General features: G+C 72.4%; 28 protein-coding genes. 13 read left to right on the forward strand and 15 right to left on the reverse strand.

What is annotated here, in order from left to right; genetic code table 11:
• Positions 1-67 precede the first annotated feature (67 nt).
• Both ACZ4VW_RS01855 and ACZ4VW_RS01860 read right to left on the reverse strand, forming a co-directional pair.
• Complete coding sequence (locus ACZ4VW_RS01855; protein ID WP_467957341.1) at positions 68-706, reverse strand: DUF6758 family protein; 639 nt, start codon at positions 704-706, stop codon at positions 68-70.
• Between the two features lie 149 nt (positions 707-855).
• Positions 856-1440 carry a suppressor of fused domain protein gene (locus ACZ4VW_RS01860; protein WP_467957343.1) on the reverse strand — a complete coding sequence of 195 codons (585 nt, stop codon included), beginning with the start codon at positions 1438-1440 and terminating at the stop codon, positions 856-858.
• A gap of 410 nt (positions 1441-1850) precedes the next feature.
• On the opposite strand from ACZ4VW_RS01860, the gene ACZ4VW_RS01865 reads away from it, so the two are divergent.
• Positions 1851-2990, forward strand: coding sequence for a magnesium and cobalt transport protein CorA (locus ACZ4VW_RS01865; protein WP_467957345.1), 1140 nt, complete (start codon positions 1851-1853; stop codon positions 2988-2990).
• A 25-nt stretch (positions 2991-3015) separates the two neighbouring features.
• On the forward strand, positions 3016-3525 hold the full coding sequence (locus ACZ4VW_RS01870) for a hypothetical protein (RefSeq protein ID WP_467957347.1): 510 nt from the start codon (positions 3016-3018) through the stop codon (positions 3523-3525).
• Between the two features lie 16 nt (positions 3526-3541).
• Here ACZ4VW_RS01870 and ACZ4VW_RS01875 read toward each other — a convergent pair whose 3' ends face one another.
• On the reverse strand, positions 3542-4336 hold the full coding sequence (locus ACZ4VW_RS01875; RefSeq protein ID WP_467957349.1) for a hypothetical protein: 795 nt from the start codon (positions 4334-4336) through the stop codon (positions 3542-3544).
• Between the two features lie 185 nt (positions 4337-4521).
• Here ACZ4VW_RS01875 and ACZ4VW_RS01880 point away from each other — a divergent pair, with 185 nt between their 5' ends.
• The 3 genes from ACZ4VW_RS01880 to ACZ4VW_RS01890 are packed head-to-tail and all read left to right on the forward strand — an operon-like array spanning position 4522 to position 7550.
• Entirely contained in the window at positions 4522-5790 is a 1269-nt protein-coding gene (locus ACZ4VW_RS01880; RefSeq protein ID WP_467957351.1) for a magnesium transporter MgtE N-terminal domain-containing protein, read from the forward strand.
• Positions 5780-6373, forward strand: coding sequence for a DUF1003 domain-containing protein (locus tag ACZ4VW_RS01885; RefSeq protein WP_467957353.1), 594 nt, complete (start codon positions 5780-5782; stop codon positions 6371-6373). The genes ACZ4VW_RS01880 and ACZ4VW_RS01885 overlap by 11 nt, the downstream gene beginning before the upstream one ends.
• 43 nt (positions 6374-6416) lie before the next feature.
• Positions 6417-7550, forward strand: a complete 1134-nt coding sequence (locus ACZ4VW_RS01890; protein ID WP_467957355.1) for an Mrp/NBP35 family ATP-binding protein — start codon at positions 6417-6419, stop codon at positions 7548-7550.
• A gap of 159 nt (positions 7551-7709) precedes the next feature.
• Here the strand turns inward: ACZ4VW_RS01890 and ACZ4VW_RS01895 are convergent, their stop codons facing one another.
• The 5 genes from ACZ4VW_RS01895 to sigE form a co-directional block, all read right to left on the reverse strand.
• Positions 7710-8339 carry a hypothetical protein gene (locus ACZ4VW_RS01895; protein WP_467958139.1) on the reverse strand — a complete coding sequence of 210 codons (630 nt, stop codon included), beginning with the start codon at positions 8337-8339 and terminating at the stop codon, positions 7710-7712.
• 92 nt (positions 8340-8431) lie between these two features.
• Positions 8432-8902, reverse strand: coding sequence for a sec-independent translocase (locus ACZ4VW_RS01900; protein ID WP_467957357.1), 471 nt, complete (start codon positions 8900-8902; stop codon positions 8432-8434).
• A 91-nt stretch (positions 8903-8993) separates the two neighbouring features.
• Positions 8994-10805, reverse strand: coding sequence for a S1C family serine protease (locus tag ACZ4VW_RS01905; protein ID WP_467957358.1), 1812 nt, complete (start codon positions 10803-10805; stop codon positions 8994-8996).
• 77 nt (positions 10806-10882) lie between these two features.
• Positions 10883-11842 carry an anti-sigma factor family protein gene (locus tag ACZ4VW_RS01910; protein ID WP_467957360.1) on the reverse strand — a complete coding sequence of 320 codons (960 nt, stop codon included), beginning with the start codon at positions 11840-11842 and terminating at the stop codon, positions 10883-10885.
• Positions 11839-12597, reverse strand: a complete 759-nt coding sequence (sigE, locus tag ACZ4VW_RS01915) for an RNA polymerase sigma factor SigE (RefSeq protein WP_467957362.1) — start codon at positions 12595-12597, stop codon at positions 11839-11841. Before sigE ends, ACZ4VW_RS01910 begins: the two co-directional genes overlap by 4 nt.
• A 141-nt stretch (positions 12598-12738) precedes the next feature.
• Between sigE and ACZ4VW_RS01920 the strand changes: the two genes are divergently transcribed.
• Positions 12739-13404 carry an O-methyltransferase gene (locus ACZ4VW_RS01920; RefSeq protein ID WP_467957364.1) on the forward strand — a complete coding sequence of 222 codons (666 nt, stop codon included), beginning with the start codon at positions 12739-12741 and terminating at the stop codon, positions 13402-13404.
• A 124-nt stretch (positions 13405-13528) separates the two neighbouring features.
• On the opposite strand, the gene ACZ4VW_RS01925 is transcribed toward ACZ4VW_RS01920, so the two are convergent.
• Positions 13529-13696 (reverse strand): DUF3117 domain-containing protein, encoded by a 168-nt coding sequence (locus ACZ4VW_RS01925; RefSeq protein WP_006346801.1) that lies wholly within the window; start codon positions 13694-13696, stop codon positions 13529-13531.
• 312 nt (positions 13697-14008) lie between these two features.
• Here ACZ4VW_RS01925 and chcB point away from each other — a divergent pair, with 312 nt between their 5' ends.
• Positions 14009-14812: a 2-cyclohexenylcarbonyl CoA isomerase gene (gene chcB / locus ACZ4VW_RS01930; protein ID WP_467957367.1), complete on the forward strand. Its 804-nt coding sequence runs from the start codon at positions 14009-14011 to the stop codon at positions 14810-14812.
• A gap of 24 nt (positions 14813-14836) precedes the next feature.
• On the opposite strand, the gene ACZ4VW_RS01935 is transcribed toward chcB, so the two are convergent.
• Entirely contained in the window at positions 14837-15421 is a 585-nt protein-coding gene (locus ACZ4VW_RS01935) for a DNA-3-methyladenine glycosylase I (RefSeq protein WP_467957368.1), read from the reverse strand.
• Positions 15418-15753, reverse strand: a complete 336-nt coding sequence (locus ACZ4VW_RS01940) for a DivIVA domain-containing protein (RefSeq protein ID WP_467957370.1) — start codon at positions 15751-15753, stop codon at positions 15418-15420. The genes ACZ4VW_RS01935 and ACZ4VW_RS01940 overlap by 4 nt, the downstream gene beginning before the upstream one ends.
• A gap of 103 nt (positions 15754-15856) precedes the next feature.
• Here ACZ4VW_RS01940 and folP point away from each other — a divergent pair, with 103 nt between their 5' ends.
• A complete protein-coding gene (folP, locus tag ACZ4VW_RS01945; protein ID WP_467957372.1) occupies positions 15857-16717 on the forward strand; it encodes a dihydropteroate synthase in 861 nt (286 codons plus the stop codon).
• Positions 16718-16820: 103 nt separating this feature from the next.
• On the opposite strand, the gene ACZ4VW_RS01950 is transcribed toward folP, so the two are convergent.
• Positions 16821-17570 carry an LOG family protein gene (locus ACZ4VW_RS01950; protein ID WP_467957374.1) on the reverse strand — a complete coding sequence of 250 codons (750 nt, stop codon included), beginning with the start codon at positions 17568-17570 and terminating at the stop codon, positions 16821-16823.
• An 84-nt stretch (positions 17571-17654) separates the two neighbouring features.
• A complete protein-coding gene (dapE, locus tag ACZ4VW_RS01955) occupies positions 17655-18737 on the reverse strand; it encodes a succinyl-diaminopimelate desuccinylase (protein ID WP_467957376.1) in 1083 nt (360 codons plus the stop codon).
• A 29-nt stretch (positions 18738-18766) separates the two neighbouring features.
• On the opposite strand from dapE, the gene ACZ4VW_RS01960 reads away from it, so the two are divergent.
• Together ACZ4VW_RS01960 and ACZ4VW_RS01965 are read left to right on the forward strand one after the other, a co-directional pair.
• Positions 18767-19711 (forward strand): VldE C-terminal domain-containing protein, encoded by a 945-nt coding sequence (locus ACZ4VW_RS01960; protein WP_467957378.1) that lies wholly within the window; start codon positions 18767-18769, stop codon positions 19709-19711.
• Between the two features lie 260 nt (positions 19712-19971).
• Positions 19972-20424: an ATP-binding protein gene (locus ACZ4VW_RS01965; RefSeq protein WP_467957380.1), complete on the forward strand. Its 453-nt coding sequence runs from the start codon at positions 19972-19974 to the stop codon at positions 20422-20424.
• Positions 20425-20530: 106 nt separating this feature from the next.
• On the opposite strand, the gene dapC is transcribed toward ACZ4VW_RS01965, so the two are convergent.
• Both dapC and fdxA read right to left on the reverse strand, forming a co-directional pair.
• The gene (dapC, locus tag ACZ4VW_RS01970; RefSeq protein ID WP_467957382.1) at positions 20531-21640 is read right to left on the reverse strand and encodes a succinyldiaminopimelate transaminase; all 1110 of its coding nucleotides are present in this window, start codon (positions 21638-21640) and stop codon (positions 20531-20533) included.
• Between the two features lie 112 nt (positions 21641-21752).
• A complete protein-coding gene (fdxA, locus tag ACZ4VW_RS01975) occupies positions 21753-22073 on the reverse strand; it encodes a ferredoxin (protein WP_003985062.1) in 321 nt (106 codons plus the stop codon).
• Positions 22074-22185: 112 nt separating this feature from the next.
• Here fdxA and ACZ4VW_RS01980 point away from each other — a divergent pair, with 112 nt between their 5' ends.
• From ACZ4VW_RS01980 to ACZ4VW_RS01990, 3 genes are all read left to right on the forward strand, one after another.
• Positions 22186-23187, forward strand: a complete 1002-nt coding sequence (locus ACZ4VW_RS01980) for a GNAT family N-acetyltransferase (RefSeq protein ID WP_467957384.1) — start codon at positions 22186-22188, stop codon at positions 23185-23187.
• Complete coding sequence (locus tag ACZ4VW_RS01985) at positions 23184-24002, forward strand: transglutaminase family protein (RefSeq protein WP_467957386.1); 819 nt, start codon at positions 23184-23186, stop codon at positions 24000-24002. The genes ACZ4VW_RS01980 and ACZ4VW_RS01985 overlap by 4 nt, the downstream gene beginning before the upstream one ends.
• Positions 24003-24353: 351 nt before the next feature.
• On the forward strand, positions 24354-24578 hold the full coding sequence (locus ACZ4VW_RS01990; RefSeq protein ID WP_467957388.1) for a hypothetical protein: 225 nt from the start codon (positions 24354-24356) through the stop codon (positions 24576-24578).
• The last annotated feature ends 41 nt before the right edge of the window (positions 24579-24619 follow it).

Genomic DNA, 24619 nt, shown 5'->3' on the forward strand with positions numbered 1-24619 from the left:
GAATCGAACACCCCCTGCCCCCGTGGGCCGGAGCCCTCCCGGGGTGCGTCGGCGGACGCGGCCCGGGCTACTTCAGCAGTCGCGGCGTCAGCGCCCCGCACGGCAGGAGCTCGACCTCCGCACCCGCGTCCCGCAGGTCGGTCAGCACCAGCTCGTCGTACATCAGCAGCCCCGACTGCTCGGGCCACACGATGGCCCAGAGCCAGAGCCCCCGCGCCTCCCCGGCGAAGACCGCGCGGTCCTGCGGCGCGCCGTTCACGTGCCACAGCGGCGTCGGTCGCCCGGCGGCGAGCACCTTGGCCTGGGCGGGCTTCTCGATGGCCATGTGCGGACCGGGGTCCGGCCCGTCGATCCCCGCGTACCGCGCCCCGAGTCCGACGCCGAGCTCCTCGGCGACGAGCAGCAGCTCACCGATTCCGCCGAGCGGCCCGGGGCCGGAGCAGGCGACGGCCGTCGCGCGTCCGCCGCTGCGGTCGTCACCGGCGTACGCGACACCGGTGAAGAGCCATCCGACGGGCAGGGGCCACGGCATCCACACGGGGACGTCGGCCCGGTGCACCACCACACCGAGGGCCTCGACGCTGGGCGGGATCACGGGTTGCAGCGGGTGCACCGAGCCGTGCACATCGCACTGCCAGGAGTCGGCAAAAAGACCGGGCGCCCTGACCCGGCCACCGCACTTCGGGCAACTGGGTTCGCCCCTCATAGAGCCCAACGGTCCTACCCCTGCGCGCTCGCGTCAAGGACGATCACCCGTCCGGCCCGACCGATTCACCCGCAGCGATAGATGTGCTCTGCACCCATACGCCCGTCCCGCGGCTTTCGTGCGGAGTGCACCCATCGCGGCGGCACCGTCTAGTCGAGCGGTACGGACCGGCGCAGCGGGTCCCGCAGATCGGTGCCGTTCGTGAGCCAGCGCTCCTCCAGGGCCTGCGCGCCGTGCACCCGCTTCCACGCCGCCTCGTTCGGCGTCATCGGCAGCAGCGGCAGGAAGCGGACCGGATCCCTCGGCTCGTCGAGCTCCAGGTCCTCCACCAGTCCGCCCGGCTCCGCGACCAGGACCGAGCTGAACGGGGCGCCGGGCCATAGGGGTTCACCCACGTCGAGCGAGGCGCCCGCGGCCACCACGACGCCCTCGACCTGCGGGGTCGAGGCGAGGACGGCGAGCGGGCGCAGCACCTTGTCGGTGTCGGCGAGTCCCGCCCGTACGGACAACAGCAGTTCGGCGCGCGGGCCCTTCACGGGGTCGGCGAGCGCGGACGTCGGATCGGTCATCGGATGTGCGGACATGCCGAGGGTGGCGTACCGCACGACATCGCCGTCGATGAATCGGAGCACCTCGATCCGGTCCGTGCCGAGGAACGTCACCGCGGCCCGCGCGTCCGGTTCACCGAGCGCCGTACGCAGCCGGGCCTCGACCAGAGCAAGAACTTCTCCCATGACCTGAGCATAAAGCGCGTGTGAAACGGGCAACGGAAGGGATTGACCCTCTGTCGGCTGATAGTCTTGGCCGCTGGTCGGGACTCCCGACTACTCGTCATCCCCCAAGGGGGACCGGCTGGAGGAGGTGGGGCTGCGTGGATCGAAGTCGGTCGGGCAGTACCAACCGCTCTTCCGCCCCGCACCCGAGCCCGGTGCGCTTCTCCCGGTGATCTGAGCCTTCCGTACCCGGTCCGCTCGTCACCCGGCATCTCGCACGACGGAAGAGCACTTCGCCTTTGCCTGTCTGTAGCGAACGCCGTCACCGCGTTTCCGCGGTGCCGCCCGCTTTGTGGACGACGTAGCTCCTCGTCCCCATTCCGGGCTGTGCCACGCCTCGCCGGCGGCTTCTCCGTGAAGGAGCATGCCAAATGTCGATGATCCGTGACCTGCGCGCAGCGGTCCGTCCCACCCTGCGCCCCTCGCTGCGCAAGGCCGGCTCCGGCCTCGCCTCGCCGTACGCCACCTATGACGCCACGCGTGACCCGTCCGCCTCCAGCGCCGTCGTCGACTGCGCCGTCTACCGCGACGGCCGCCGCCTGGAGGACCACGCCTGCCTGACGCCGCGCGGCGCGATGCGTCAGGTGCGGGAGAGCGGCGGCTTCGCCTGGATCGGTCTGCACGAGCCGACCGAGGCCGAATTCGCCGGTATCGCCGCGGAGTTCGGACTCCACCCGCTGGCCGTCGAGGACGCCGTCCACGCTCATCAGCGCCCCAAGCTGGAGCGGTACGACGACACCCTCTTCACCGTCTTCAAGACGATCCACTACGTCGAGCACGCCGAGCTCACCGCCACCAGCGAGGTCGTCGAGACCGGCGAGGTGATGTGTTTCACCGGCCCCGACTTCGTCATCACCGTCCGGCACGGCGGGCAGGGCTCGCTGCGCAACCTGCGCCATCGCCTCCAGGGCGAGCCGGAACTCCTCGCCAAAGGGCCTTCCGCCGTCCTCCACGCCATCGCCGACCATGTCGTCGACGGTTACATCGCGGTCGCCGACGCCGTCGAACTCGACATCGACCAGATCGAGATCGACGTCTTCTCCCCGCCGGCCAAGGGCTCCACGCGCGGCACGGACACCGGCCGGATCTACCAGCTCAAGCGCGAGGTACTGGAGTTCAAGCGGGCCGTCACCCCGCTGCTGCGCCCGATGCAGCTGCTGAGCGAGCGCCCCATGCGGCTGGTGGACCCGGACATCCAGAAGTACTTCCGCGATGTCGCGGACCACCTCGCGCGCGTGCAGGAGCAGGTCGTCGGCTTCGACGAACTCCTCAACTCGATCCTCCAGGCCAATCTGGCCCAGGCGACCGTCACGCAGAACGAGGACATGCGCAAGATCACCTCGTGGGCGGCCATCATCGCCGTGCCGACGGCGGTCTGCGGCGTGTACGGCATGAACTTCGACCACATGCCCGAGCTGGAGTGGAAGTACGGCTACCCCATGGTGCTGGTCGGCATCACGGTGATCTGTTTCGCCATCCACCGCACCCTCAAGCGCAACGGCTGGCTCTGAACGGGCTCCCGATAGGCTGCGGGGCATGACAAGCGCACCGCTCGACCTCGCCCTCGTCGAGGAGGCCACCAAGAAGTCGGGGCTCATCTGGGTCCGGGGCGACGCCCCCTCCGCCCGGGCGCTGTGGCATGCCTGGCACGAGGGCGCGGCGCACGTCGTGGGCGACGGCCCGGGTGAGCAGCCGCTGCCCGGTCTCCTCGCGGGCGCGACGGCCGAGGTGACGGTCCGCAGCAAGGACAAGGGCGGTCGGATCATCGCCTGGACGGCGGCCGTGAGCGAGCTGGCGCCGGGGTCGGAGGCGTGGGACGCCGCCGTCGCCGAGCTGAAGGGCAAGCGCCTGAACGCGACGGACGGCGAGGCCATGCCGGAGCGCTGGGCGCGCGAGTGCCGGGTGCTGCGGCTGGAGCCGGTGCGTTCCACGACCGATCTGCCGGACGGCTCCCTGGCGGCGGTCCCTCAGCCGTCGGGGGCCACGACGCGACGCCCCGTACCGGCCGCGCTGCCCCGCCTGCTGCTCAAGCGGCGCAAGCGCTGACGCGAGGCCCGGCGGCTCACGTACGCGGCAGCTGCTTGCCGTAGTCCAGCGTCTGGTCCTTCGACGGCTCCTCCAGCGGGAAGTCCTTGTCCCACTCGGACAGCACCACCACCCCCGCTCCGCCGCCGCGGGCGAACCGGAGCGGGAACGGAGTCCCGTCCAGCGCCACGTCCAGCGTGCCGCCCTCGCCGTCGGCGCCGCCCTTGACCTTGACCGTGCGGATGCCGCCGATCTTGTCGCGGTCGCCCTTGACGACCTCGCCGTGCAGCCCGATGAGCCCGTCCAGGAGCAGGTCCATGTCGGTGAAGCCGCGCAGCTGCTTGTACGACGGGTCGTCCTGCGGCACCTTCACGTACTTGTCGTCGAGCTTGTCGGCGGCCTCGCTGTCCGTGTCGTCCGACTCGCTCGGCGCGCCGGACCCCCCACCGGACGCCGTGCCGCCGGACGACTTGTCGTCGTGCGCCCAGAAGCCCGCGTCGGCCTTCAGGTAGAGCGCCTCGCCGATCCGCAGCAGCTCGAAGGTGCTGTTCTTCGTCGTCACCGAACCGCTCGCGCCGTCCTGCTTGAGCCGCATGTTCAGCTTGTACGTGCCGCCCTTGCTGACCAGCGTCCCGGCCAGCCGCACCGCCTTCGCCGTGTCGGCGGCGGACTGGGCCTTCTGCTCGATGGCGGTCGCCTCGAGCTTCCCCACCCCGTTCGTCCCCTCGTCCGGATCGGACGCGCAGGCGGTGAGACCCGCCGTCAGACCGGCGCAGAGCACCACGGGCAGGACAACCCGGCGGATGCGCGATGCAGTGGGGAGTGCGGTCACCTGCGCTGCCTCTCGAACGTCGTCGGTGGGGGGACGGCAGACCGCAGCGTACCCGGGCCCGGGAGCGTCGTCGCAGGCAGCCGTACGGGCGCGCTGCCGGAGCGCCGTGGAAGGGCACGGGCTAGCCTGAATCAGGCATACCTCAGCAATGACCCGAATCGTGCGACACCGAGGAGGCGCGTGGCATGGCGGCAGGCGCCCCCCGGATCTTCGTCTCGCATCTCGCCGGTGTCCCCGTGTTCGACCCCAACGGCGACCAGGTCGGCCGGGTCAGCGACCTCGTCGCCATGCTCCGCGTGGGCCGGCGCCCGCCCCGGCTGCTCGGCATGGTCGTGGAGGTCCTCAGCCGCCGCCGGGTCTTCGTCCCGATGACCCGCATCACGGGTGTCGAGTCCGGCCAGGTCATCACCACGGGTGTGGTGAACATGCGTCGCTTCGAGCAGCGCCCCACGGAACGGCTCGTCCTCGGCGAGCTGCTCGACCGCCGGGTGCGGCTCGTGGAGACGGACGAGGAGGTCACCGTCCTGGACGTGGCCATCCAGCAGCTGCCGGCCCGCCGCGACTGGGAGATCGACAAGGTCTTCGTACGGCGCGGCAAGCCCGGCGCGCTGCGCCGCAAGGGCGAGGCGCTGACCGTGGAGTGGTCGGCGGTGACCGGCTTCTCGCTGGAGGAGGAGGGGCAGGGGGCGGAGAACCTGGTCGCCACCTTCGAGCGGCTGCGCCCCGCCGACCTGGCCAACGTGCTGCACCACCTCTCGCCGAAACGGCGGGCCGAGGTCGCCGCCGCCCTCGACGACGACCGGCTCGCCGACGTCCTGGAGGAGCTGCCGGACGACGACCAGATCGAGATCCTCGGCAAGCTGAAGGAGGAGCGGGCCGCGGACGTCCTGGAGGCGATGGACCCGGACGACGCGGCCGACCTGCTCTCCGAGCTGCCGGAGGAGGACAAGGAGCGGCTGCTCACCCTGATGCGCCCGGACGACGCGGCGGACGTGCGCCGGCTGCTCGCGTACGAGGAGCGGACCGCTGGCGGTCTGATGACGACGGAGCCGATCGTGCTGCGGCCCGACGCCACGGTCGCGGACGCGCTGGCTCGCGTACGACAGCAGGACCTGTCTCCCGCGCTCGCGGCGCAGGTGTACGTGTGCCGGCCGCCCGACGAGACGCCGACGGGCAAGTACCTGGGCATGGTCCACTTCCAGCGGCTGCTGCGCGATCCGCCGTTCACGCTGGTCAGCTCGCTGGTGGACAGCGATCTGCCGCCGCTCGCGCCGGGCACCCCGCTGCCCGCCGTCACCAGCTATCTCGCCGCCTACAACATGGTCGCGGCGCCGGTCGTGGACGAGAGCGGGTCGCTGCTCGGCGCGGTGACCGTCGACGACGTGCTCGACCACCTGCTGCCGGAGGACTGGCGGGAGACGGAGTTCCACGAGGGGGCTGCGCATGGCGGCTGAGCGCGGTCAGGAGCGGGAGAGGGACCGGGAGCGCGAGCGGTCCATGCCCCGGATCCGGCTCGACCTCCCGCGTGAGCGACGGGCCAGGCTGCTGCCGGAGTACGACCCGGAGGCCTTCGGCCGGCTCTCGGAGCGGATCGCGCGCTTCCTGGGCACCGGGCGCTTCCTCGTCTGGATGACGCTGACGATCATCGTCTGGGTGCTGTGGAACGTCTTCGCGCCCTCGTCGCTGAAGTTCGACGAGTACCCGTTCATCTTCCTGACCCTCGCGCTGTCGCTCCAGGCCTCGTACGCGGCCCCCCTGATCCTTCTCGCCCAGAACCGGCAGGACGACCGGGACCGGGTCAATCTCGAACAGGACCGCAAGCAGAACGAGCGGTCGATCGCGGACACCGAGTACCTGACCCGGGAGATCGCGGCGCTGCGGATGGGCCTCGGCGAGGTGGCGACCCGGGACTGGATCCGCTCGGAGCTCCAGGACCTGGTCAAGGAGATGGAGGAGCAGCGCCGGGACGGCCACCGGGACCACCGGGATCCCTTCTCCCCGGGCGGCGACCGCAGAAGTGACGTAACCGACCGCTGACGGGCTTTCCGGGGGCGGTGGTCGGCGCCGTACCATCGTCCGTATGGCTACGGAAGACGCGGTGCTTGAAGCACTGGCGACGGTGAACGACCCCGAGATCAACAAACCGATCACCGAACTGGGCATGGTCAAGTCGGTGGAGATCGGATCCGACGGCAGGGTCGCCGTCACGGTCTACCTCACCGTCTCCGGCTGCCCGATGCGCGACACGATCACCCAGCGCGTGACCGACGCGGTCTCCCGGGTGGAGGGCGTCTCCGGCGTCGACGTGACGCTGGACGTGATGAGCGACGAGCAGCGCAAGGAGCTGGCCGCGGCGCTGCGCGGCACGACGGCCGAGCGCGAGGTCCCCTTCGCCAAGCCCGGCTCGCTGACCCGCGTGTACGCGGTCGCCTCCGGCAAGGGCGGCGTCGGCAAGTCCTCCGTGACCGTGAACCTCGCCGCGGCGATGGCCGCGGACGGGCTGAAGGTCGGTGTCGTCGACGCCGACATCTACGGCCACTCCGTACCGAGGATGCTGGGCGCGGACGGCCGTCCCACCCAGGTCGAGAACATGATCATGCCGCCGTCCGCGAACGGCGTGAAGGTCATCTCCATCGGCATGTTCACCCCCGGCAACGCCCCGGTCGTGTGGCGCGGCCCGATGCTCCACCGCGCGCTCCAGCAGTTCCTCGCGGACGTGTACTGGGGCGACCTGGACGTGCTGCTGCTCGACCTGCCCCCGGGCACGGGCGACATCGCGATCTCGGTGGCGCAGCTGGTGCCGAACGCCGAGATCCTCGTCGTCACCACCCCGCAGCAGGCGGCGGCCGAGGTCGCCGAGCGGGCCGGCTCGATCGCCGTCCAGACCCACCAGAAGATCGTCGGTGTCGTCGAGAACATGTCGGGCCTGCCGTGCCCGCACTGCGACGAGATGGTGGACGTCTTCGGCTCGGGCGGCGGCCAGCGGGTCGCGGACGGTCTGACGCGGACCACCGGCGCGACGGTTCCGGTCCTCGGGTCCATTCCGATCGACGTCCGCCTGCGCGAGGGCGGCGACGAGGGCAAGCCGGTCGTCCTGACGGACCCCGACTCCCCCGCGGGCTCGGCGCTCCGCGCCATCGCCGGCAAGCTCGGCGGCCGCGCGCGCGGCCTGTCGGGCATGAGCCTGGGCATCACGCCCCGGAACAAGTTCTAGCCGCCACGTCGGTGGTGGGCAGCTGTTCCGCTGGGGCGGAACGGGTGGGCACCACCCGACCACCGGCCCGCGCGGTCCGCGCAGCGTGAAGGGCGCCGCTCACGAGAGCGGCGCCCTTTCGCGCGCTGAGGAGGCGTACACCTCCAGGTCTTCACGCGCCTAGGAGGCGTACGCCTCCAGGTCCTCCACCGCGGAGAACGCCAGCCCGTACGCGCTCATGCCCCTGCCGTACGCCCCGATGTGCACCTCGCCCGCCGAGCCGGCGAGCACCCACCCGAACTCCGACTCGCGGTAGTGGAAGGGCATCGGCACCCCGTCCACCGGCAGCGACAGCGTCGACCACTCCGCGCCGTCCAGGTCGTCCGCCAGCTCGAACGCGGTCTCCGTCTGCTGGTCCAGCCAGTCGTCCCGCAGCGCGTGGTCCAGCTGCGGGGGCCAGGTGTACGCGAGCAGTCCGGAGCCGGCCAGCCAGGCGGCGGAGGCGACCGTGGTGGCTTCCAGAACACCCGTGCCGTCACCCGTGCGGCGAACCGGGTTCGCCGCCACCGTCACGACGACCGCGAAGCGCTCCTTCTCGGCCGCGCTCGCATCCGACTTTATGGACGGCTCGTCCCCGTGGCCCATCGAGCCGTGCTGGACGGTCCCGTCCGCCGCCGTGCCCACCTGCATCAGCCAGCGCGGGCCGGTGAACGCCTCGTCAAGTCCGTACCAGGGGAAGGGTGCGCTCAGAAAGCCGTCGACCGTACGCCGGGCTCCGGGCACTCCCTCCACCCGACTCGTCGTCTCCATCTCGGCCGCCTCCTCGATCGTCGTGCCCGCGTCGGCGGACAACAGATGGAGGATAGCCACCGACCCCCGTCAGGTCGTGTCAGCCCAGGTCATCAGGTCGCGTCGGAGTCGTACGGGGGCCGCTCGCCGGCGGCCGGCTTGTCCTGCTTCTTGAGGAGGTCGGGGGACCCTGCCCCGTCGCCCTCGGCGCGGGAGGCGCCCCCGACGGCCGCCGGCACCGACGGAGTCTCCGGCTCGCGGCCGTGCACCGCGTCCGCGACGTCGTTCATCTCCTTCTTCAGGTCGAAGCTGCTCCGCAGCTCCTTCAGCTCCCTGAAGTCCTCGTTGCCGTCGAGCTGCTTGCGCAGGAACGTCTTCGGGTTGAGGTCCTCGAACTCGAAGTCCTTGAACTCCGGACCCAGCTCGGTGCGGATGTCGGCCTTCGCGCTCTCCGAGAAGTCGCGGACCTTGCGGACGAAGCGCGAGACGTCCTGGATGACCTTCGGCAGCTTCTCCGGACCGAAGATGAGCACGGCGAGGACCACGAGCGTGACGAGCTCGAGTATGCCTAGGTCGTTGAACACCTTGCTGCTCCTTACACCGGGTCCGGGGCCCGCTCCACGGTACCCGCCGAAACAGCCGGGCGGGTACCTCGCGGTGTCCCCCACATGGCGCTCAGTCGCCCTGTGAGGAACCGAGCGTCAACGTCTTGGTCTGCTCCTTGCCTCCTCGCAGCAGCGTCAGCTCCAGCCGGTCCCCGGGACGGTGGGCGCGGATCTTGACGATCAGCTCCTCACCGCTGTGGACCCGCTGGCCGTCCACCTTGGTGATGACGTCGCCGGGCCGGACGCCGGCCTTGGCGGCGGGGCCGCCGGGCGTGACGGAGGGGGAGCCGTCCTTGCCCTTCTCCCCGACGCGGGCGCCGTCGCCGTTGAACTGCATGTCCAGGCTCACTCCGATGACGGGGTGGGTGGCCTTGCCGGTGTTGATGAGCTCCTCGGCGACCCGCTTGCCCTGGTTGATCGGGATGGCGAAGCCGAGGCCGATGGACCCGGACTGGGCCCCTCCCTCGCCGCCCGAACCGTCACCGGCGGCGCGGATCGCGCTGTTGATGCCGATGACCCGGGCCTTGGAGTCGACCAGCGGGCCGCCCGAATTGCCGGGGTTTATCGGGGCGTCGGTCTGCAGCGCGTCGACATAGCTGACGTCGCTGCCGTCGCCCTTCTCGCCGCCCGCCGTGATGGGCCGCTCCTTGGCGCTGATGATGCCGGAGGTCACGGTGTTCTGGAGATCGAAGGGGGCGCCGATGGCGACGACCGGGTCACCGACCCGGACGTTGTCGGAGTTGCCGAGCGGCAGCGGCTTGAGGCCCGAGACCCCGGTGACCTTGACGACGGCGAGGTCGTAACCGCTGTCCTTGCCGACCAGCTTGGCGCTCGCGGTCTCGCCGCTGCTGAAGGTGACCGAGATGTCCCCGGAGGAGGCCGCCGCGTCGACCACGTGGTTGTTGGTGAGGATGTGGCCCTGGGTGTCCAGGACGAAGCCGGTCCCGGTGCCGGCGGCCCCGCCCCCGCTGACGTGCAGGGTGACGACGCTGGGCAGGGCGCTGGCCGCGATCCCGGCCACGCTGTCGGGCGCGCGGTCGGAACCCTCGGGGCCGGCCTGGGGCAGCTCGACGGTGGTGATGCCGCCGTGACGCTCGACGTAGGCGCCGACCGCGCCGCCGAGGACGCCCGTGATCATGGCGAAGATCAGCGCGCCCGTGAGCGCGAGCCCGCGCCGGGACCGGCGGCGCTTGCCGGGTGGCTGCGTGCCGATGCTCAGCGGGGCTAGCGGGAGAGGTGCGCCGGGGGCGCCCCAGGGGTCGTACTGCACCCACTGGGCGGGCTGCGCGGGCTGCGGTGCGACCGGCAGGGGCTGCGGTGCGGGGTGGGGGGCAGGCTGCGGCTGCGGCGCCGAGTGGGTGGCCGGCTGGGGCTGCGGCGCCGGGTGGGGGGCCGTGTGAGGCGTCTGCGGGGGTACGGGGACGCCGTGGGCCGGGGTGGCCACCGGTCGCTGGACGGGCGGGGCGGGGGCCCACGGCCCGGGACCGCCGTAGGGCGGGGTCCGGTACTCGTCGGGCTCGTGCAGCGGCCGCGGCTGCTGCTCCGGCGGTGCCTGCGTCGTCCCGGTCCGCTGCGCCGACTGGGCGTGCTCGGTCCGCGCGTGTACGGCGGGGGCCTCGCCCGCCGCCATGACCGCCAGGGGCTCCGGGGCCTCCTCGGCCTGCCGGGGTCTCTGTGCCTCGGTGTCCTCGGGGCCGACGGGCGGCTCGGACGCCGAGGGGGCCTCCGGCGCCGCGGGGGCGGCGAGCGTGAAGTCCCCCTCGTCCGCGGCCGGCGGCTCCGGTGTCCCCGGGCCTCGTCCGGGGGGACCTTCGGCCGGCGGCGTACTCGTAGGCCGGCTCCACCACTTCGGCTTCTGGCCGGTGGGCTTCCCGTCGTTCATGCTCTCCCCGCAACAGCTGACCTGGCCGCGCCCGCCTGCGTCGGGCGCTCGTGCCCTGGATTCAACCAGGTCCCGGGTCAGCGTTGGGAGGTGAGCGGGATCGTCGACGAACTCGTGGCCGTGAGCTTCGTCGGCGCGGGGTGGGCGCCCGGCCGGCCCAGCGCGTCGGCCCCGGCCGCGAACGCCAGGTGCAGGGCCGGTCCCGTGGGACGTACGAACGGCGAGAGCGCGAGCAGCGACGGCGGAGCCGGGTGCTGCGTCCGGCTCGCCACGGCGGGGGTCGTCCCACCGGGCACCAGCGGCCCGGGGGCCACGATCCCGGGGGTCGCCGCGCCCGCGCCGAACGGGCTCACCGAGGAGTCGGTGACGGACCGCTCCCCCGACCGCCCGCCCCGGCCGGTGGGCGTGCCCGCGTTCGTCCCGGCGCCGGAGCCCGGGTTGGTGCCGGGGCCGCCGGAGGCGGCGGCGCGCAGCGGAGTGACGGTGCTGCCCGTGCCCTCGCCGCGCGCCCCGACGTTCGGCGAGGACTCCAGCGGCAGGGCGCCGCCGAGCGCGATGGCGGCGAAGGAGACCGCGCTGGCCGCGGCGATCCCGAAGCGCCGACCGCGCCAGGGCGTCCGGTCGTGGTCGGGCCGGCCGCCGACCTCGTGGATGCGGAAGCCGGAGTGCGGGGAGGAGACGGCGGCCGTGGCGAAGCCGTCGGACTTCACGCCCCCGGCTCCGCCGGGACCGGTCAGGCCGAAGAGCTCGTCGAAGGGTCCCCCCCGACGGTCGTCACCCCCCGGGTCACCGGGCCCCCCGGGCAGCCCCTGGAGACGGGCCAGGAGCCCCGCCGAGGGCGGAGGGGGCGCGGTGGAGGCGAAGACGCTCTTCAGTCTGCGCTGGGCGTCGGCCTCGGCCTTGCATCGGGCGCAGGTCGCGAGGTGCGCGAGAACCCGCTCGCGGGCGTCGTGGCCGAGTTCTCCGTCGACCAGGGCGGCGAGGCGGTCCCCGAGGTGATGCTCCGCGGGGGTCGGGCCGGCAGGACGTGTGTTCACGCCGTACCGCCCTCCCAGCCGACGGCGACCAGCGCGCGCTCCGCCCGGGCCTCGGGAGAGCGGTGCTTCAGCGCCTTGCGCAGGTGCGAGCGCCCGCGGTGGATCCGGCTGCGGACGGTGCCGAGCTTCACGCCGAGCGTGGCGGCGATCTCCTCGTACGAGAGTCCTTCGATGTCGCAGAGGACGACTGCGGCCCGGAACTCGGGCGCGAGGGTGTCGAGGGCCTGCTGGACGTCGGCGTCGAAGTGCGTGTCGTTGAACGCCTGCTGCGGCGAGGGCTCGCGGCTGGGCAGCCGCTCGGCCGCGTCGTCGGCGAGCGCGTCGAAACGGATCCGCTGCTTGCGGCGGACCATGTCGAGGAAGAGGTTGGTGGTGATGCGGTGGAGCCAGCCCTCGAAGGTGCCCGGCGTGTACGTCGACAGCGAGCGGAAGACGCGGACGAAGACCTCCTGGGTGAGGTCCTCGGCGTCGTGCTGGTTGCCGGTCAGCCGGTAGGCGAGGCGATAGACCCGGCCACTGTGCGTGCTGACGATCTCCTCCCAGGTGGGCGGAGTCCACGCCTGCGATTCCGCATCCGATGCGAAGGTCGCGGTGGTGGGAGCGGAGTCGGCGGTGTGGATTCGGTCAGCGGTGTCGGTCACGGATTTCGGCTCACCCGCCGACCTGAGAAGACGCCGAAGCACTCCTCCCCGATCCACAGGCGCAGCCGCACCTCCCCTGTCGGCTCTGGTGGTGTCCAGTGGAGCCCCTACCATAGCCACCCCGCCCGTTAGCTCCGGATAAGAATCTTTACGAGAATTTGGGACCGGCTCGCCCAGTGCTCCGCATCGCGTCCCGCCTTCTCTGAACGCGCGGTCCCATCTGCGGGTTCCCGCGCGCAGCGGATACAGTCACCGTTGCGCCAACTACGGGGACAGGAGAGGGCCATTACCGCCAACCGGCAGACGAGCTGGGCGTTCGCCGACGCCTTTGTCGCCGAGGACGAAGCGCTGCGCTGGGCCCGTGACCGGGCCCGGGAGGCAGGGCTGCCCTCGGTGTCTCCGGGCACCGGCGCCGCCCTGCGCCTGCTGGCCGCCACGGCGGACGCGAAAGCGGTGGCCGAGATCGGTACCGGCACGGGCGTGTCCGGGATCTACCTGCTGCACGGGATGCGCCCGGACGGGGTCCTGACGACGGTGGACCTGGAGCCCGAGCGTCAGCAGTTCGCGAAGACGGCCTTCCGCGCGGCGGGCTTCGCCGGGAACCGGGCGCGCTTCATCCCGGGCCGGGCCCTGGACGTCCTGCCGCGGCTCGCGGACGGCGGGTACGACCTCGTCTTCTGCGACGGCGACCGGCTGGAGTCCCTGGACTATCTCGCTGAATCGTTGCGCCTGCTGCGACCGGGGGGTCTTGTCTGCTTCGAGGGCGTCTTCTCGGACGGCCGCACGGTCGACGGGGCGGCCCAGCCGGCGGAGGTCCTGCGGGTGCGCGAGCTGCTGCGGACCGTGCGTGAGAGCCAGGAGCTGCTGCCGACGCTCCTGCCGGTGGGCGACGGCCTGCTGTGCGCGGTGCGGCGCGGCTGAGCCCCGCGCGCACCCCGGGGAACCGGGGCCCGTGGCCCGCGGGGCGGGAGACCCCCTACACACTCCTGCCCCGGCACGGTGTGTACCGTGCCGGGGCAGGAGCGGACAATCCTGGCTTGTCGTGTCAGCCGACTACCTGCTTCAGGGCGTCGCCGAGGGCTTCGGCCTCGTCCGGGGTCAGCTCGACGACAAGCCGACCGCCGCCTTCGAGCGGAACGCGCATGACGATGCCCCGCCCCTCCTTGGTCACCTCGAGCGGGCCGTCGCCCGTCCGCGGCTTCATGGCCGCCATGCTTGTTCCCCTTCCTGAAACCAGCTCTTCGTCAGCCGACGGCCCCTGATCGGGAGCACACGTCACCGGCATCGAACACATTGCTTCCAGGTCATTATCCCGCATCACAGGACCCGATGACCAACATCGGGTTGCATCGCTTCCGCAACGCGCTTCCGCAAAACCGTCCATTTCGGCGATCGGCCTGCGATACTGCGCCGCCTCTTCGCCCCCCGCGCGCCTTCGGTCTTTGACGCAGGTCACATGCACGGGGTGCGTGATCTCCGCCATGCTGAGCCGGTCAGAGTCTCAAGAACGCGAAGGGAAGCCGCGATGGCCGACACCGTGCTGTACGAAGTGAGCGACGGACTCGCCACGATCACGCTCAACCGGCCCGAGGCCATGAACGCGATGAACGTCGAGGCGAAGGTCGCCCTGCGGGACGCGGTGGAGGCGGCCGCGGCGGACACCGCCGTACGGGCGGTTCTGCTGACGGCGGCGGGCGACCGGGCCTTCTGCGTGGGTCAGGACCTCAAGGAACACGTGGGTCTGCTGATGTCCGACCAGGAGTCCGGGACGCGGCACACGATGAACACGGTCCGGGACCACTACAACCCGATCGTCAGGGCGCTGACCGGCATGAAGAAGCCGGTGGTGGCGGGCGTGAACGGGGTCGCGGCGGGGGCCGGCTTCGGTTTCGCGCTGGCGGCGGACTACCGGGTGGTCGCCGACACCGCCGCGTTCAACACGTCCTTCGCCGGTGTCGCCCTCACCGCCGACTCCGGCGTGTCCTGGACGCTGCCCCGGCTGATCGGCGCGAGCCGCGCCTCCGACCTGCTGCTCTTCCCGCGCTCGATCAGTGCCCAGGAGGCGTACGAGCTCGGCATCGTGAACAAACTGGTCCCGGCCGCCGACCTGGCGCAGGAGGCCCTGAAGGTCGCCCGCACCCTTGCCGCGGGCCCGACGGTGTCCTACGCGGCGCTGAAGGAGTCGGTGGCGTACGGGGCGGACCACTCGCTCGCCGAGGCGCTGGAGAAGGAGGACGAGCTCCAGACGGCGGCGGGCGCCTCCGAGGACCACACGATCGCGGTCCGGGCGTTCCTGGCCAAGGAGAAGCCGCGGTACGTCGGCCGGTGACACCGGCGGTGGCCGGGGTCGGCGTCAGCGGCCGCCCCGGGCCACGCAGTCCCGCAGGTGATCGTCGACGAGGCCGCAGGCCTGCATCAGGGCGTACGCCGTCGTGGGGCCGATGAACCGCAGGCCGCGCTGCTTAAGGGCCTTGGACAGGGCCGTCGACTCGTCCGTGACGGCCGGGACGTCGGCGAGGGTCAGCGGCGCCGGGCGGTTCGCCGCGTCCGGGGCGTACGACCAGATCAGGGCGTCGAGCTCGCCGGGGGTCCACGCCGCCAGCGCCTTGGCGTTCGCCAGGGTCGCGTCGATCTTCGCGCGGTTGCGGATGATGCCCTCGTCCGCGAGGAGCCGCTCGCGGTCGGCCTCGCCGAACTCCGCCACCGAGGCGATCTTGAAATCGGCGAAGGCCCGCCGGAAGCCCTCGCGGCGGCGCAGGATCGTGATCCACGAGAGGCCCGACTGGAACGCCTCCAGACACAGCCGCTCGAACAGCGCGTCGTCGCCGTGGACCGGGCGGCCCCACTCCTCGTCGTGGTACGCGACATAGTCCTCGGTCGACAGGCCCCAGGGGCAGCGCGGCGCGCCGTCCGGCCCGGGGATCGCCCCGCCGCTCATCGGTCCTCGTCCTTCCGGAGCGACGGGCCCGGCCCGTCGTTCCCCCCGGCCAGTACGGCCTGCAGCTCGGCGATCCGCGCGTCCCGCTCGGCGAGCTCCGCGGCCAGCCGCGACAGGACGTCGTCCACGTCCGCCATGCGGTAACCCCGCGCGGTCACCGGCAGCCGGAGCGCCTCGATGTCGGCGCGGCCGACCGGCCGGGTCGCCGGCAGGGGGTCCACCAGTTGCTCCGGTGCCACCTCGGGCAGCACCTCGCTGTCGCCTCCGCCGACCACCGCGAGGGTGACCGCCGCCACGACCACGACCATCGCGATCAGCAAGAACCAGAACACCAGCGCGCCTCTCCCCGGAGTGGAAACCGTCCGGTGCCGATCGTGCCATGCGCCACCGACAGTTAGGGTCGCAGGCGAACGGACGCGAGGGAGGACAAAAGGGATGCTGCGCTTGGGACGGCGTGAATTCGGGCCGCACGAGCCGGTGATCATGGCGATCGTCAACCGGACCCCCGATTCCTTCTACGACCGGGGCGCCACCTTCCGCGACGAGCCGGCCCTGGCCCGCGTCGAACAGGCGGTCGCCGAGGGGGCCGCGATCATCGACATCGGCGGGGTGAAGGCGGGTCCCGGCGAGGAGGTCACGGCGGAGGAGGAGGCGCGCCGCACGGTCGGTTTCGTCGCGGAGGTGCGGCGTCGGCATCCGGACGTCGTCATCAGCGTCGACACCTGGCGGGCCGATGTCGGCGAGGCGGTCTGCGAGGCCGGCGCCGACGTCCTGAACGACGCCTGGGGCGGGGTGGATCCGCGGCTCGCGGAGGTCGCCGCCCGGTACGGCGCCGGTCTGGTCTGCACCCACGCGGGCGGCGCGGAGCCGCGGACCCGGCCGCACCGGATCGCGTACGAGGACGTGATGGCCGACATCCTGCGGGTGACCGTGGGCCTGGCCGAGCGGGCGGTCGAGCTGGGCGTGCGGCGGGACGGGATCATGATCGATCCGGGTCACGACTTCGGGAAGAACACCCGCCACAGCCTGGAGGCGACCCGGCGGCTGGGCGAGATGACGGAGACGGGGTGGCCGGTGCTGGTCTCCCTGTCGAACAAGGACTTCGTCGGGGAGACCCTCGACCGCCCGGTCAAGGAGCGGGTCCTGGGGACGCTGGCGACGACGGCGGTGTCCGCGTGGCTGGGGGCGCGGGTGTACCGGGTGCACGAGGTGGCGGAGACCAGGCAGGTGCTGGACATGGTGGCGTCCATCGCGGGGCACCGGCCGCCCGCGGTGGCCCGGCGCGGGCTCGCCTGAGGCGGTATGGCGGGACCAGGGGGCCGGGGGGCCGCGGAGCCGGGGGGCCGCGGGGCCGGGCCGCCCGTGGGGCACCCGGTCCCGTGGAGCGGTCCCCCGAGGGTTACCGGCCCGTCTCCTTCGACACCAGTCCGACCGCCTCGTCCACGTCGTCCGTCACGTGGAACAGCAGCAGGTCGCGCTCGGACGCCTTGCCGCCCGCCACCACCGTGTCGCGCAGCCAGTCGACCAGGCCGCCCCAGTACTCCGTGCCGAAGAGCACGATCGGGAAGCGGGTCACCTTGCGCGTCTGGACCAGCGTGAGGGCCTCGAAGAGCTCGTCCAGGGTGCCGAGGCCGCCCGGGAGGACCACGAAGCCCTGCGCGTACTTCACGAACATCGTCTTGCGGACGAAGAAGTAACGGAAGTTCACGCCGATGTCGACGTGCGGGTTGAGCCCCTGCTCGAAGGGCAGCTCGATGCCCAGGCCCACCGAGATGCCCTTGGCCTCCCGCGCGCCCTTGTTCGCCGCCTCCATGGCGCCCGGGCCGCCGCCCGTGATCACCGCGAAGCCCGCCTCGACCAGCGCCCGGCCGAGCCGCACGCCGGCCTCGTACTCGGGCGAGTCCGGCTTCGTGCGGGCCGAACCGAAGACGCTGATCGCGCTCGGCAGTTCGGCGAGGGCGCCGAAGCCCTCGACGAACTCGGACTGGATGCGCATGACCCGCCAGGGGTCGGTGTGCACCCACTCCGAGTCGCCCTCGGTGTCCAGCAGACGCTGATCCGTGGTTCCCGGCTGGATCTGGTCCCTGCGCCTGAGCACCGGTCCCAGCCTCTGCTCCTCGGGCTTCGACGCTCCCTCTGGGATACCCATGGCCTGCTCCCTCCACCGATCCACTGATCTTCTGGTTCGGTCAGGGTAGGTCCACAGAGGTGACGAAATGCGAAATTACGGCAGTCAGGCGGTGAGCCAGTCCCGGAGCCGGGCCTCGCAGTGGACGATCCGGTCCACGATGACGTGCTCGTCCACCTTGTGGGCGTAGATGGGGTCGCCGGGGCCGTAGTTGACGGCCGGGACGCCGAGGGCGCTGAAGCGGGCGACGTCGGTCCAGCCGAACTTGGGGTGGGCGGTGCCGCCGACCGCCTTCATGAACTCCGCCGCGGCCGGGTGCGAGAGGCCCGGCAGGGCGCCGCCGCTGTGGTCGTCGACCACGAACTCGGCGACCCCGCAGTCCGCGAAGACCTCGCGGACGTGCGCCTCGGCCTCGGCCTGCGTGAGGTCGGGGGCGTAGCGGTAGTTGACGACGACCGTGCAGGCGTCGGGGATCACGTTGTTGGCGACGCCGCCCTCGATCCGTACGGCGTTCAGGCCCTCGTGGTACTCCAGGCCGTCGATGACCGGCCTGCGGGGCTCGTACGCGGCGAGCCGGGCGAGGATGGGGGCCGCCGCGTGGATGGCGTTGGAGCCCATCCAGGAGCGTGCGGAGTGGGCACGCTCGCCCTCCGTCCGCAGGAGGACGCGCAGGGTGCCCTGGCAGCCGCCCTCGACCTCGGCGTTCGAGCCCTCCAGGAGGACCGCGAAGTCACCCTCCAGCCAGTCGGGATGCGCCTCGGCGACCTTCCCGAGGCCGTTGAGGTGCGCGGCGACCTCCTCCTGGTCGTAGAAGACGAAGGTGAGGTCGCGGTTGGGCTCGGGGACGGTGGCGGCGATCCGGAGCTGGACGGCGACGCCCGACTTCATGTCGGAGGTGCCGCAGCCCCACAGGACGCCGTTCTCGTCGAGGCGCGAGGGCACGTTGCCGGCGATCGGGACGGTGTCGATGTGTCCGGCGAGGACGACCCGCTCCGCGCGGCCGAGCCGGGTGCGGGCCACGACGTTGTTGCCGTACCGGTCGACGGTGAGATGCGGCAGGGTCCGCAGGGCCTGCTCGATCGCGTCGGCGAGCGGCTCCTCTGTCCCGCTGACGGAGGGGAAGTCGACGAGCGCGGCGGTGAGCGCCGGACCGTCCAGCGTGAGGTCGAGGGGAGCGTTGTCAGCCATGTGCCGACCCTAACCCGGCCTCCAGTACGGTGGGCCCCGTGTCCGAGCCCATCCGCCCCTCCCGCAGCTCCCGCCACGGCCGCCTCGCGAGGTTCACGGCCGCCTTCGTCGTGCTTCTCGGTCTGGCCGCCTATGTGGCCGTGCACTACGTCACGGGCTCCAAGGGCGCGCCGCGGTGCAGTGTGGGCAGTGGCGAGAACACGTACGAGTTCTCGCCGGAGCAGGCGTCGAACGCGGCCACCATCTCCGCCGTGGGCACCACCCGCCGGATGCCCGAGCGCGCGGTCACCATCGCGCTGGCGACGGCGCTCCAGGAGTCGGCGCTGCGCAACATCGAGCACGGCGACCGTGACTCGCTCGGCCTCTTCCAGCAGCGCCCCTCGCAGGGCTGGGGCACCCCGCGGCAGATCCTGGACCCCGTGTACTCCTCGGGGAAGTTCTACGAGGGTCTCGCGAAGGTTCCGGGGTATTCGCGGCTGCCGCTGACCGTGGCGGCGCAGAAGGTGCAGCGCAGCGGTTTCCCGCAGGCGTACGCGAAGCACGAGCCGGACGCGGCGCTGCTGGCGGCCGCGCTGACGGGCCGCTCGGCCGCGTCCCTCCGCTGCACGACGAGCGCGGTGCCGGAGGGGCGGCCAGGGGACCCGGCGAAGGTGCGGGCGGAGCTGGCGCGGGACTTCGGCGGGAAGGCCGCCCCGAGGACGACGGCCGGTGGTGACGCCGAGGGCGCGGGCGGCGCCGGGGCGAACGGGAGCGGAGCCCCCGCGGTGCTCTCCGTGCCCGTTCTCGCGACCACCGGCACGGACGCGCAGCGCGGCTGGGAGCTGGCGCACTGGGCCGTGGCGCGGGCGGACGAGCTGCGGATCGTGGAGGTCTCGTACGCGGACAAGGTCTGGCGTGCGAGCGACGTCTCGGGGTCGTGGACGAAGGCCACCACCCCGGGTGACGGCACGGTGCGCATACGGCTCGCGCAGTAGTCGAGCACACGTACGCGGGTTCACTCGGCCGAGTCATTCGCCATGTTCTCGGTCCCTGCCCCGCACACCGACATGACTCCCCTTGCGGCACAAGGGAAGTGACGGTTCAGCAGGGTTCGATCTTCAGCGCCTTCGTCCGCTTTCCTCCCCGCCTGATAATGCGATGCATTACAGAGCCTTTACCTTCGGCCTCCGCAACCTCTCCCTCCCCCGTCTCGGTTGTCACGGCGTCAGAACGTCCTCTCCGTCGAAGGAGCACCATGTCCCTCCCCCTGACCCGTCGGATCGCCCGCGCCGCACTTCTCGTGGCGGCCGGAGCAGCCCCCGTGGTCGGTGCGGCCGGCTCCGCGAGCGCCATGGACCACAGCGTCGCGCCCACCGGGGCACTCTCCGGCATCTCCAGCCTGGACGGCGCCGGGGTCGGCAACACCGTCGACGGTGCCTCGCAGACCGCCACCGACACGGTCGGCGACACCGGCAGCAAGGCCGTCGGCAAGGCCGTCCCGGCCGCCGGCAAGACCGTGGGCACGGCGGGCAAGACCGCCACCCCGGCCGCGCAGAAGGCCGCGGGCGACACCACGGGCACCGCGGGCGAGGTCGTCGGCGAGACCGCCGGCGCGGCCACCGAGAGCGCCCCGTCGACCGGCGCCCTCGGCGAGAGCCTTCCGGCCGGTGGCGCGCCGTCGCTGGGCGGCCTGCCGCTCGGCGGCTGACCTCTCCGGGTACGTCCGGCGCAGCCGGGGCGTCCCGGCGCGTCCCGGCACACGCGAGGGCCCGGGGAGCATCACGCTCCCCGGGCCCTCCCGCGTCCGTACGACGTCAGCCCAGGCGCTTGACGGCCGCCTCGACGCGCTCGTCGGTCGCGGTGAAGGCCACGCGGACGAACCGCTCCCCCGCCGCCCCGTAGAAGTCGCCGGGCGCGACCAGGATGCCCTTCTCGGCCAGGTACGCCACCGTCTGCCAGCACGGCTCGTCGCGGGTCGCCCACAGGTAGAGGCTCGCCTCGCTGTGCTCGATCCGGAAGCCGTGCGTCTCCAGGGCCGTCCGCAGGGCCGTCCGCCGGGCCGCGTACCGCTCGCGCTGCGCGGCCACGTGCGCGTCGTCCCCCAGGGCGGCGACCGTCGCGGCCTGGACCGGGGCGGGAGTCATCATGCCGCCGTGCTTGCGGATCAGCAGCAGCTCGGCGAGCACGCCGGCGTCGCCCGCGACGAACGCGGCGCGGTAACCGGCCAGGTTGGAGCGCTTGGACAGCGAGTGGACGGCGACGATGCCCTCGTACGTACCGCCGCAGACGTCCGGGTGCAGCACCGAGACCGGGTCGGCCTCCCAGCCCAGCTCCAGGTAGCACTCGTCTGAGAAGACGAGGATGCCGTGCTCGCGCGCCCAGGCCACGATCCGGGTCAGCTCGTCCTTGCCCAGGACCTTGCCCGTGGGGTTCGAGGGCGAGTTGAGCCAGAGCAGCCTGACCGCGGCCGGGTCGAGGTCGGCGACCGGGTCGTCGTAGACGACGGGCTCCGCCCCGCAGAGCCGCGCGCCGACCTCGTACGTCGGGTAGGCGAGGCGCGGGTACGCGACCTGGTCCCCGGCGCCGAGCCCCAGCTGGGTCGGCAGCCACGCCACCAGCTCCTTGGAGCCGACGACCGGCAGCACGTTCCCGTGGGTGAGCCCGACCGCGCCCAGACGCCGCCCGCACCAGCCCGTCAGCGCGTCCCGCAGCTCGGTGGTGCCCCACACCGTGGGATAGCCCGGCGAGTCCGCCGCCGCCACCAGCGCCCGCTGGATCAGCTCGGGAACCGGGTCGACCGGCGTGCCCACGGACAGGTCCACGATGCCGTCCGGGTGGGCGGCCGCCGTCTTCTTGTACGGCTCCAGCTTGTCCCAGGGGAAGACGGGCAGGCGCGAAGAGACTGCGCCCGAGACTGCGCTCACGAGTTGGCTCACTTCCTCGTACGTACGGGGTGACGCGTGGGGGAAACGCGTCGGCGAAACGCGTCGGTCCCGTACAGCGGGCGAGGCCGTACGGGACCGGGGGCGGGGTGGCTCAGCCGTTCTGCGGCGGCAGAGCGGCGATGAAGGGGTGGTCGCGCTCGATCAGGCCGAGCTTGGAGGCACCACCGGGCGAACCGAGCTCGTCGAAGAACTCGACGTTCGCCTTGTAGTAGTCCTTCCACTCCTCCGGGGTGTCGTCCTCGTAGAAGATGGCCTCGACCGGGCAGACCGGCTCACAAGCACCACAGTCGACGCATTCGTCCGGGTGGATGTACAAGGACCGGGAGCCCTCGTAGATGCAGTCGACGGGGCACTCCTCGATGCAAGCCTTGTCCTTGACGTCGACACAAGGCTGCGCGATGACGTAGGTCACGCTGTCGTTCCTCCTCGGTAGGGCTGGTCTGCGCGGGAGCGCGGCGTCGTCGATGCCCGCCCCTAGTATCTCCGTTCTTGGGGTCGATCCGAACAGGAGGGGCGGAGAAGCCGTGGAATTCACCGCTGGAGGGCGCCTTGAGGTGCGTATTACCCCGGTTGACGTGGGAAAACGTGTCTCAGTTCGGTACGTGACGGACTCCGGTGCCCCGGGCGAGCGGTTCACCGACGCGGTCGGCGTTCTCACATCATGGGACGCGGGTGTGCTGCTGATCACACGCAGGACCGGCGAGAGTGTCCGGATCGCGGAATCCGCCCTGGTCGCGGGCAAGGTCGTGCCCGCCGCCCCGGCCCGCAGGCGGGGGCCCGCCGCCTCGTTCGAGGAGCTCGCGCGGGTGACGGCGCGCGCGTGGGAGCCGGTGGAGAGCGAGCGGCTCGGCGAGTGGACGCTGCGCGCCGCGGCGGGATTCACCCGCCGGGCCAACTCCGTGCTTCCCCTCGGGGATCCCGGGCTCGCGCTGGACGCCGCGCTGGAGCGGGTGCGTGGCTGGTACGCGCGGCGGGACCTCCCGGCGTACGTCCAGACGGCGACGGGTGCGGAGGGCACGCAGGAGCTGCTCTGCGCGGAGCTGGAGGAGCGCGGCTGGCGGCCGGAGGTCTCGGCGGAGGTACGGATCGCTGGGCTCGCGCCGATCGGTGACCTGGACGCGGACGTCTCGTCCGTCCGGCTGGCCCGCTCGGTGGACGACTCCTGGCTCCGGCGGTACCAGCGGTTCGGTGTGCCCGGCCCCCATGTGCTGAGCGTCCTCTCCAGCGGTCCGAGTGTGTGGTTCGCATCCGTACCGGGCACGGGAGACATACCGGCGGCGATCGGCCGCTGTGTGGTGGACGGCCGGTGGGCCGGCTTCATGGCGGTGGAGGTCGATCCGGCGCTCCGGCGCCGGGGGCTGGGCACGGCCGTCATGGCGGCGCTCGCCCGCCGGGCCCTCGACGAGGGCGCGTCGGCGGCCTGGCTCCAGGTGGAGACGGAGAACGGCGGGGCACGGTCGCTGTACGAGGGCATGGGTTTCGGGGTGCATCACCACTACCACCACTACCGAGCGGCGGAGGCATGACCGACTGGCGGGCGGAGTTCGCCGAGGAGGTCCGGGCGGAGCGCCCGGACCTGGCCCGGTTGTGCCTGCTGATCGGGGCGGTGGCGGACGAGACGGTGACGGAGGCCGACCTCGACGCGGCGGAGATCGAACTGGACCGGCTGGCCGGTGAGCTGCCCTACGGCGTGCGGAACCCCGAGGAGTGGGTGGCGGCGCTGGGCCGGCTGCTCGGCGGCCGGTACGGCTTCCAGGGCACCCCGGCCGACTACCAGCGTCTGGAGTCCTCGCTGCTGCACGAGGTCCTGCGGCGGAGGCGGGGGCTGCCGATCCTGCTGTCGGTCGTCTGGATGGAGGTCGCCCGGCGGGCCGGAGCGGCGGTCTACGGGCTGGGCCTGCCCGGGCACTTCGTCGTCGGCTTCGGCGACCCGGCGACCCAGGTCCTGGCGGACCCCTTCGCGGGCGGCCGCAGGATGACGGGCGTGGACGCGGAGCTGCTGGTGGCGGGCGCGACGGGGGAGGCCCTGGAGCCCTCCATGCTGCGCCCCGCGGACCCGCTGGACATCGTGCTGCGCATCCTCAACAACATCAGGGCCTGGGCCTCCCCGCGGCCGGAGCGCTCGGGGGTGGCGCTGTGGGCGGTCGAGCTGTCCCTGCTGCTCCCCTCGCACCCGGCGCGGCTGCGCTACGAGCACGCGGAACTGCTGGTGCAGCGCGGCGAGTTCCTCGCGGGAGCGGCGGAGATGGAGGCGTACGCCTCGGTCGTGGACGCGGTCGAGCCGAGCGCGGCGGCCTCGATCCGCCACAGGGCGCAGGCGGCGCGGGCGCTGTTGAACTAGGGCGCGTGGCGAAAGTCCCGCCTGTCCCGCGACGCCTGGCCCGCCCTAGGGGTCTCGCTCACTGCGCCTCGTCGTCCTGGCCGGTCCAGGGCGGGATGGTCCGCCAGGACTCCGGAAGGGGCCGTCACCGCGCCGAGGTCGACGAAGGTCCGTGAGGTCCCGAGGGTGTCGGTCATGGGCCGATTGAACCGCACGGCGCCGACGGGGGCCTCGCCCCGGGTCCCTGAGCCTCGGGGAGCGGCCGCGCCGTTCTCGACGTGCTGGTCGCGTTGGCGCGAGGGGGGCCTCACTGAGCGTAACGTGATCCACGCCCTGTGCGACCGGACGACTACGCGGAGCGAAAGGCTCACGATGCAGACCCCCTACGGCCCCGGCACCTTCGTCGCCCATACCGGCACCGACGTCTACGGCCCCGGCAAGGTCATCGGTGTGGACGGAGTCCACCGGCGCGTGCGGTTCGTGCGCTTCGCCGCCACCGTCCGCGCCGACGACCTGCGCCCCGCCTCGCCCCGCGAGACCAGGGAGATCCAGGACTGGCTGCGGGCGAAGAAGCAGCGGTACGGCGGGAACTGGTGACGGGCGGAAGACGGGAGCCCCACCCGGCCTGTCCTCCGGGT

It is taken from the genome of Streptomyces sp. NPDC029139 (assembly GCF_055564335.1).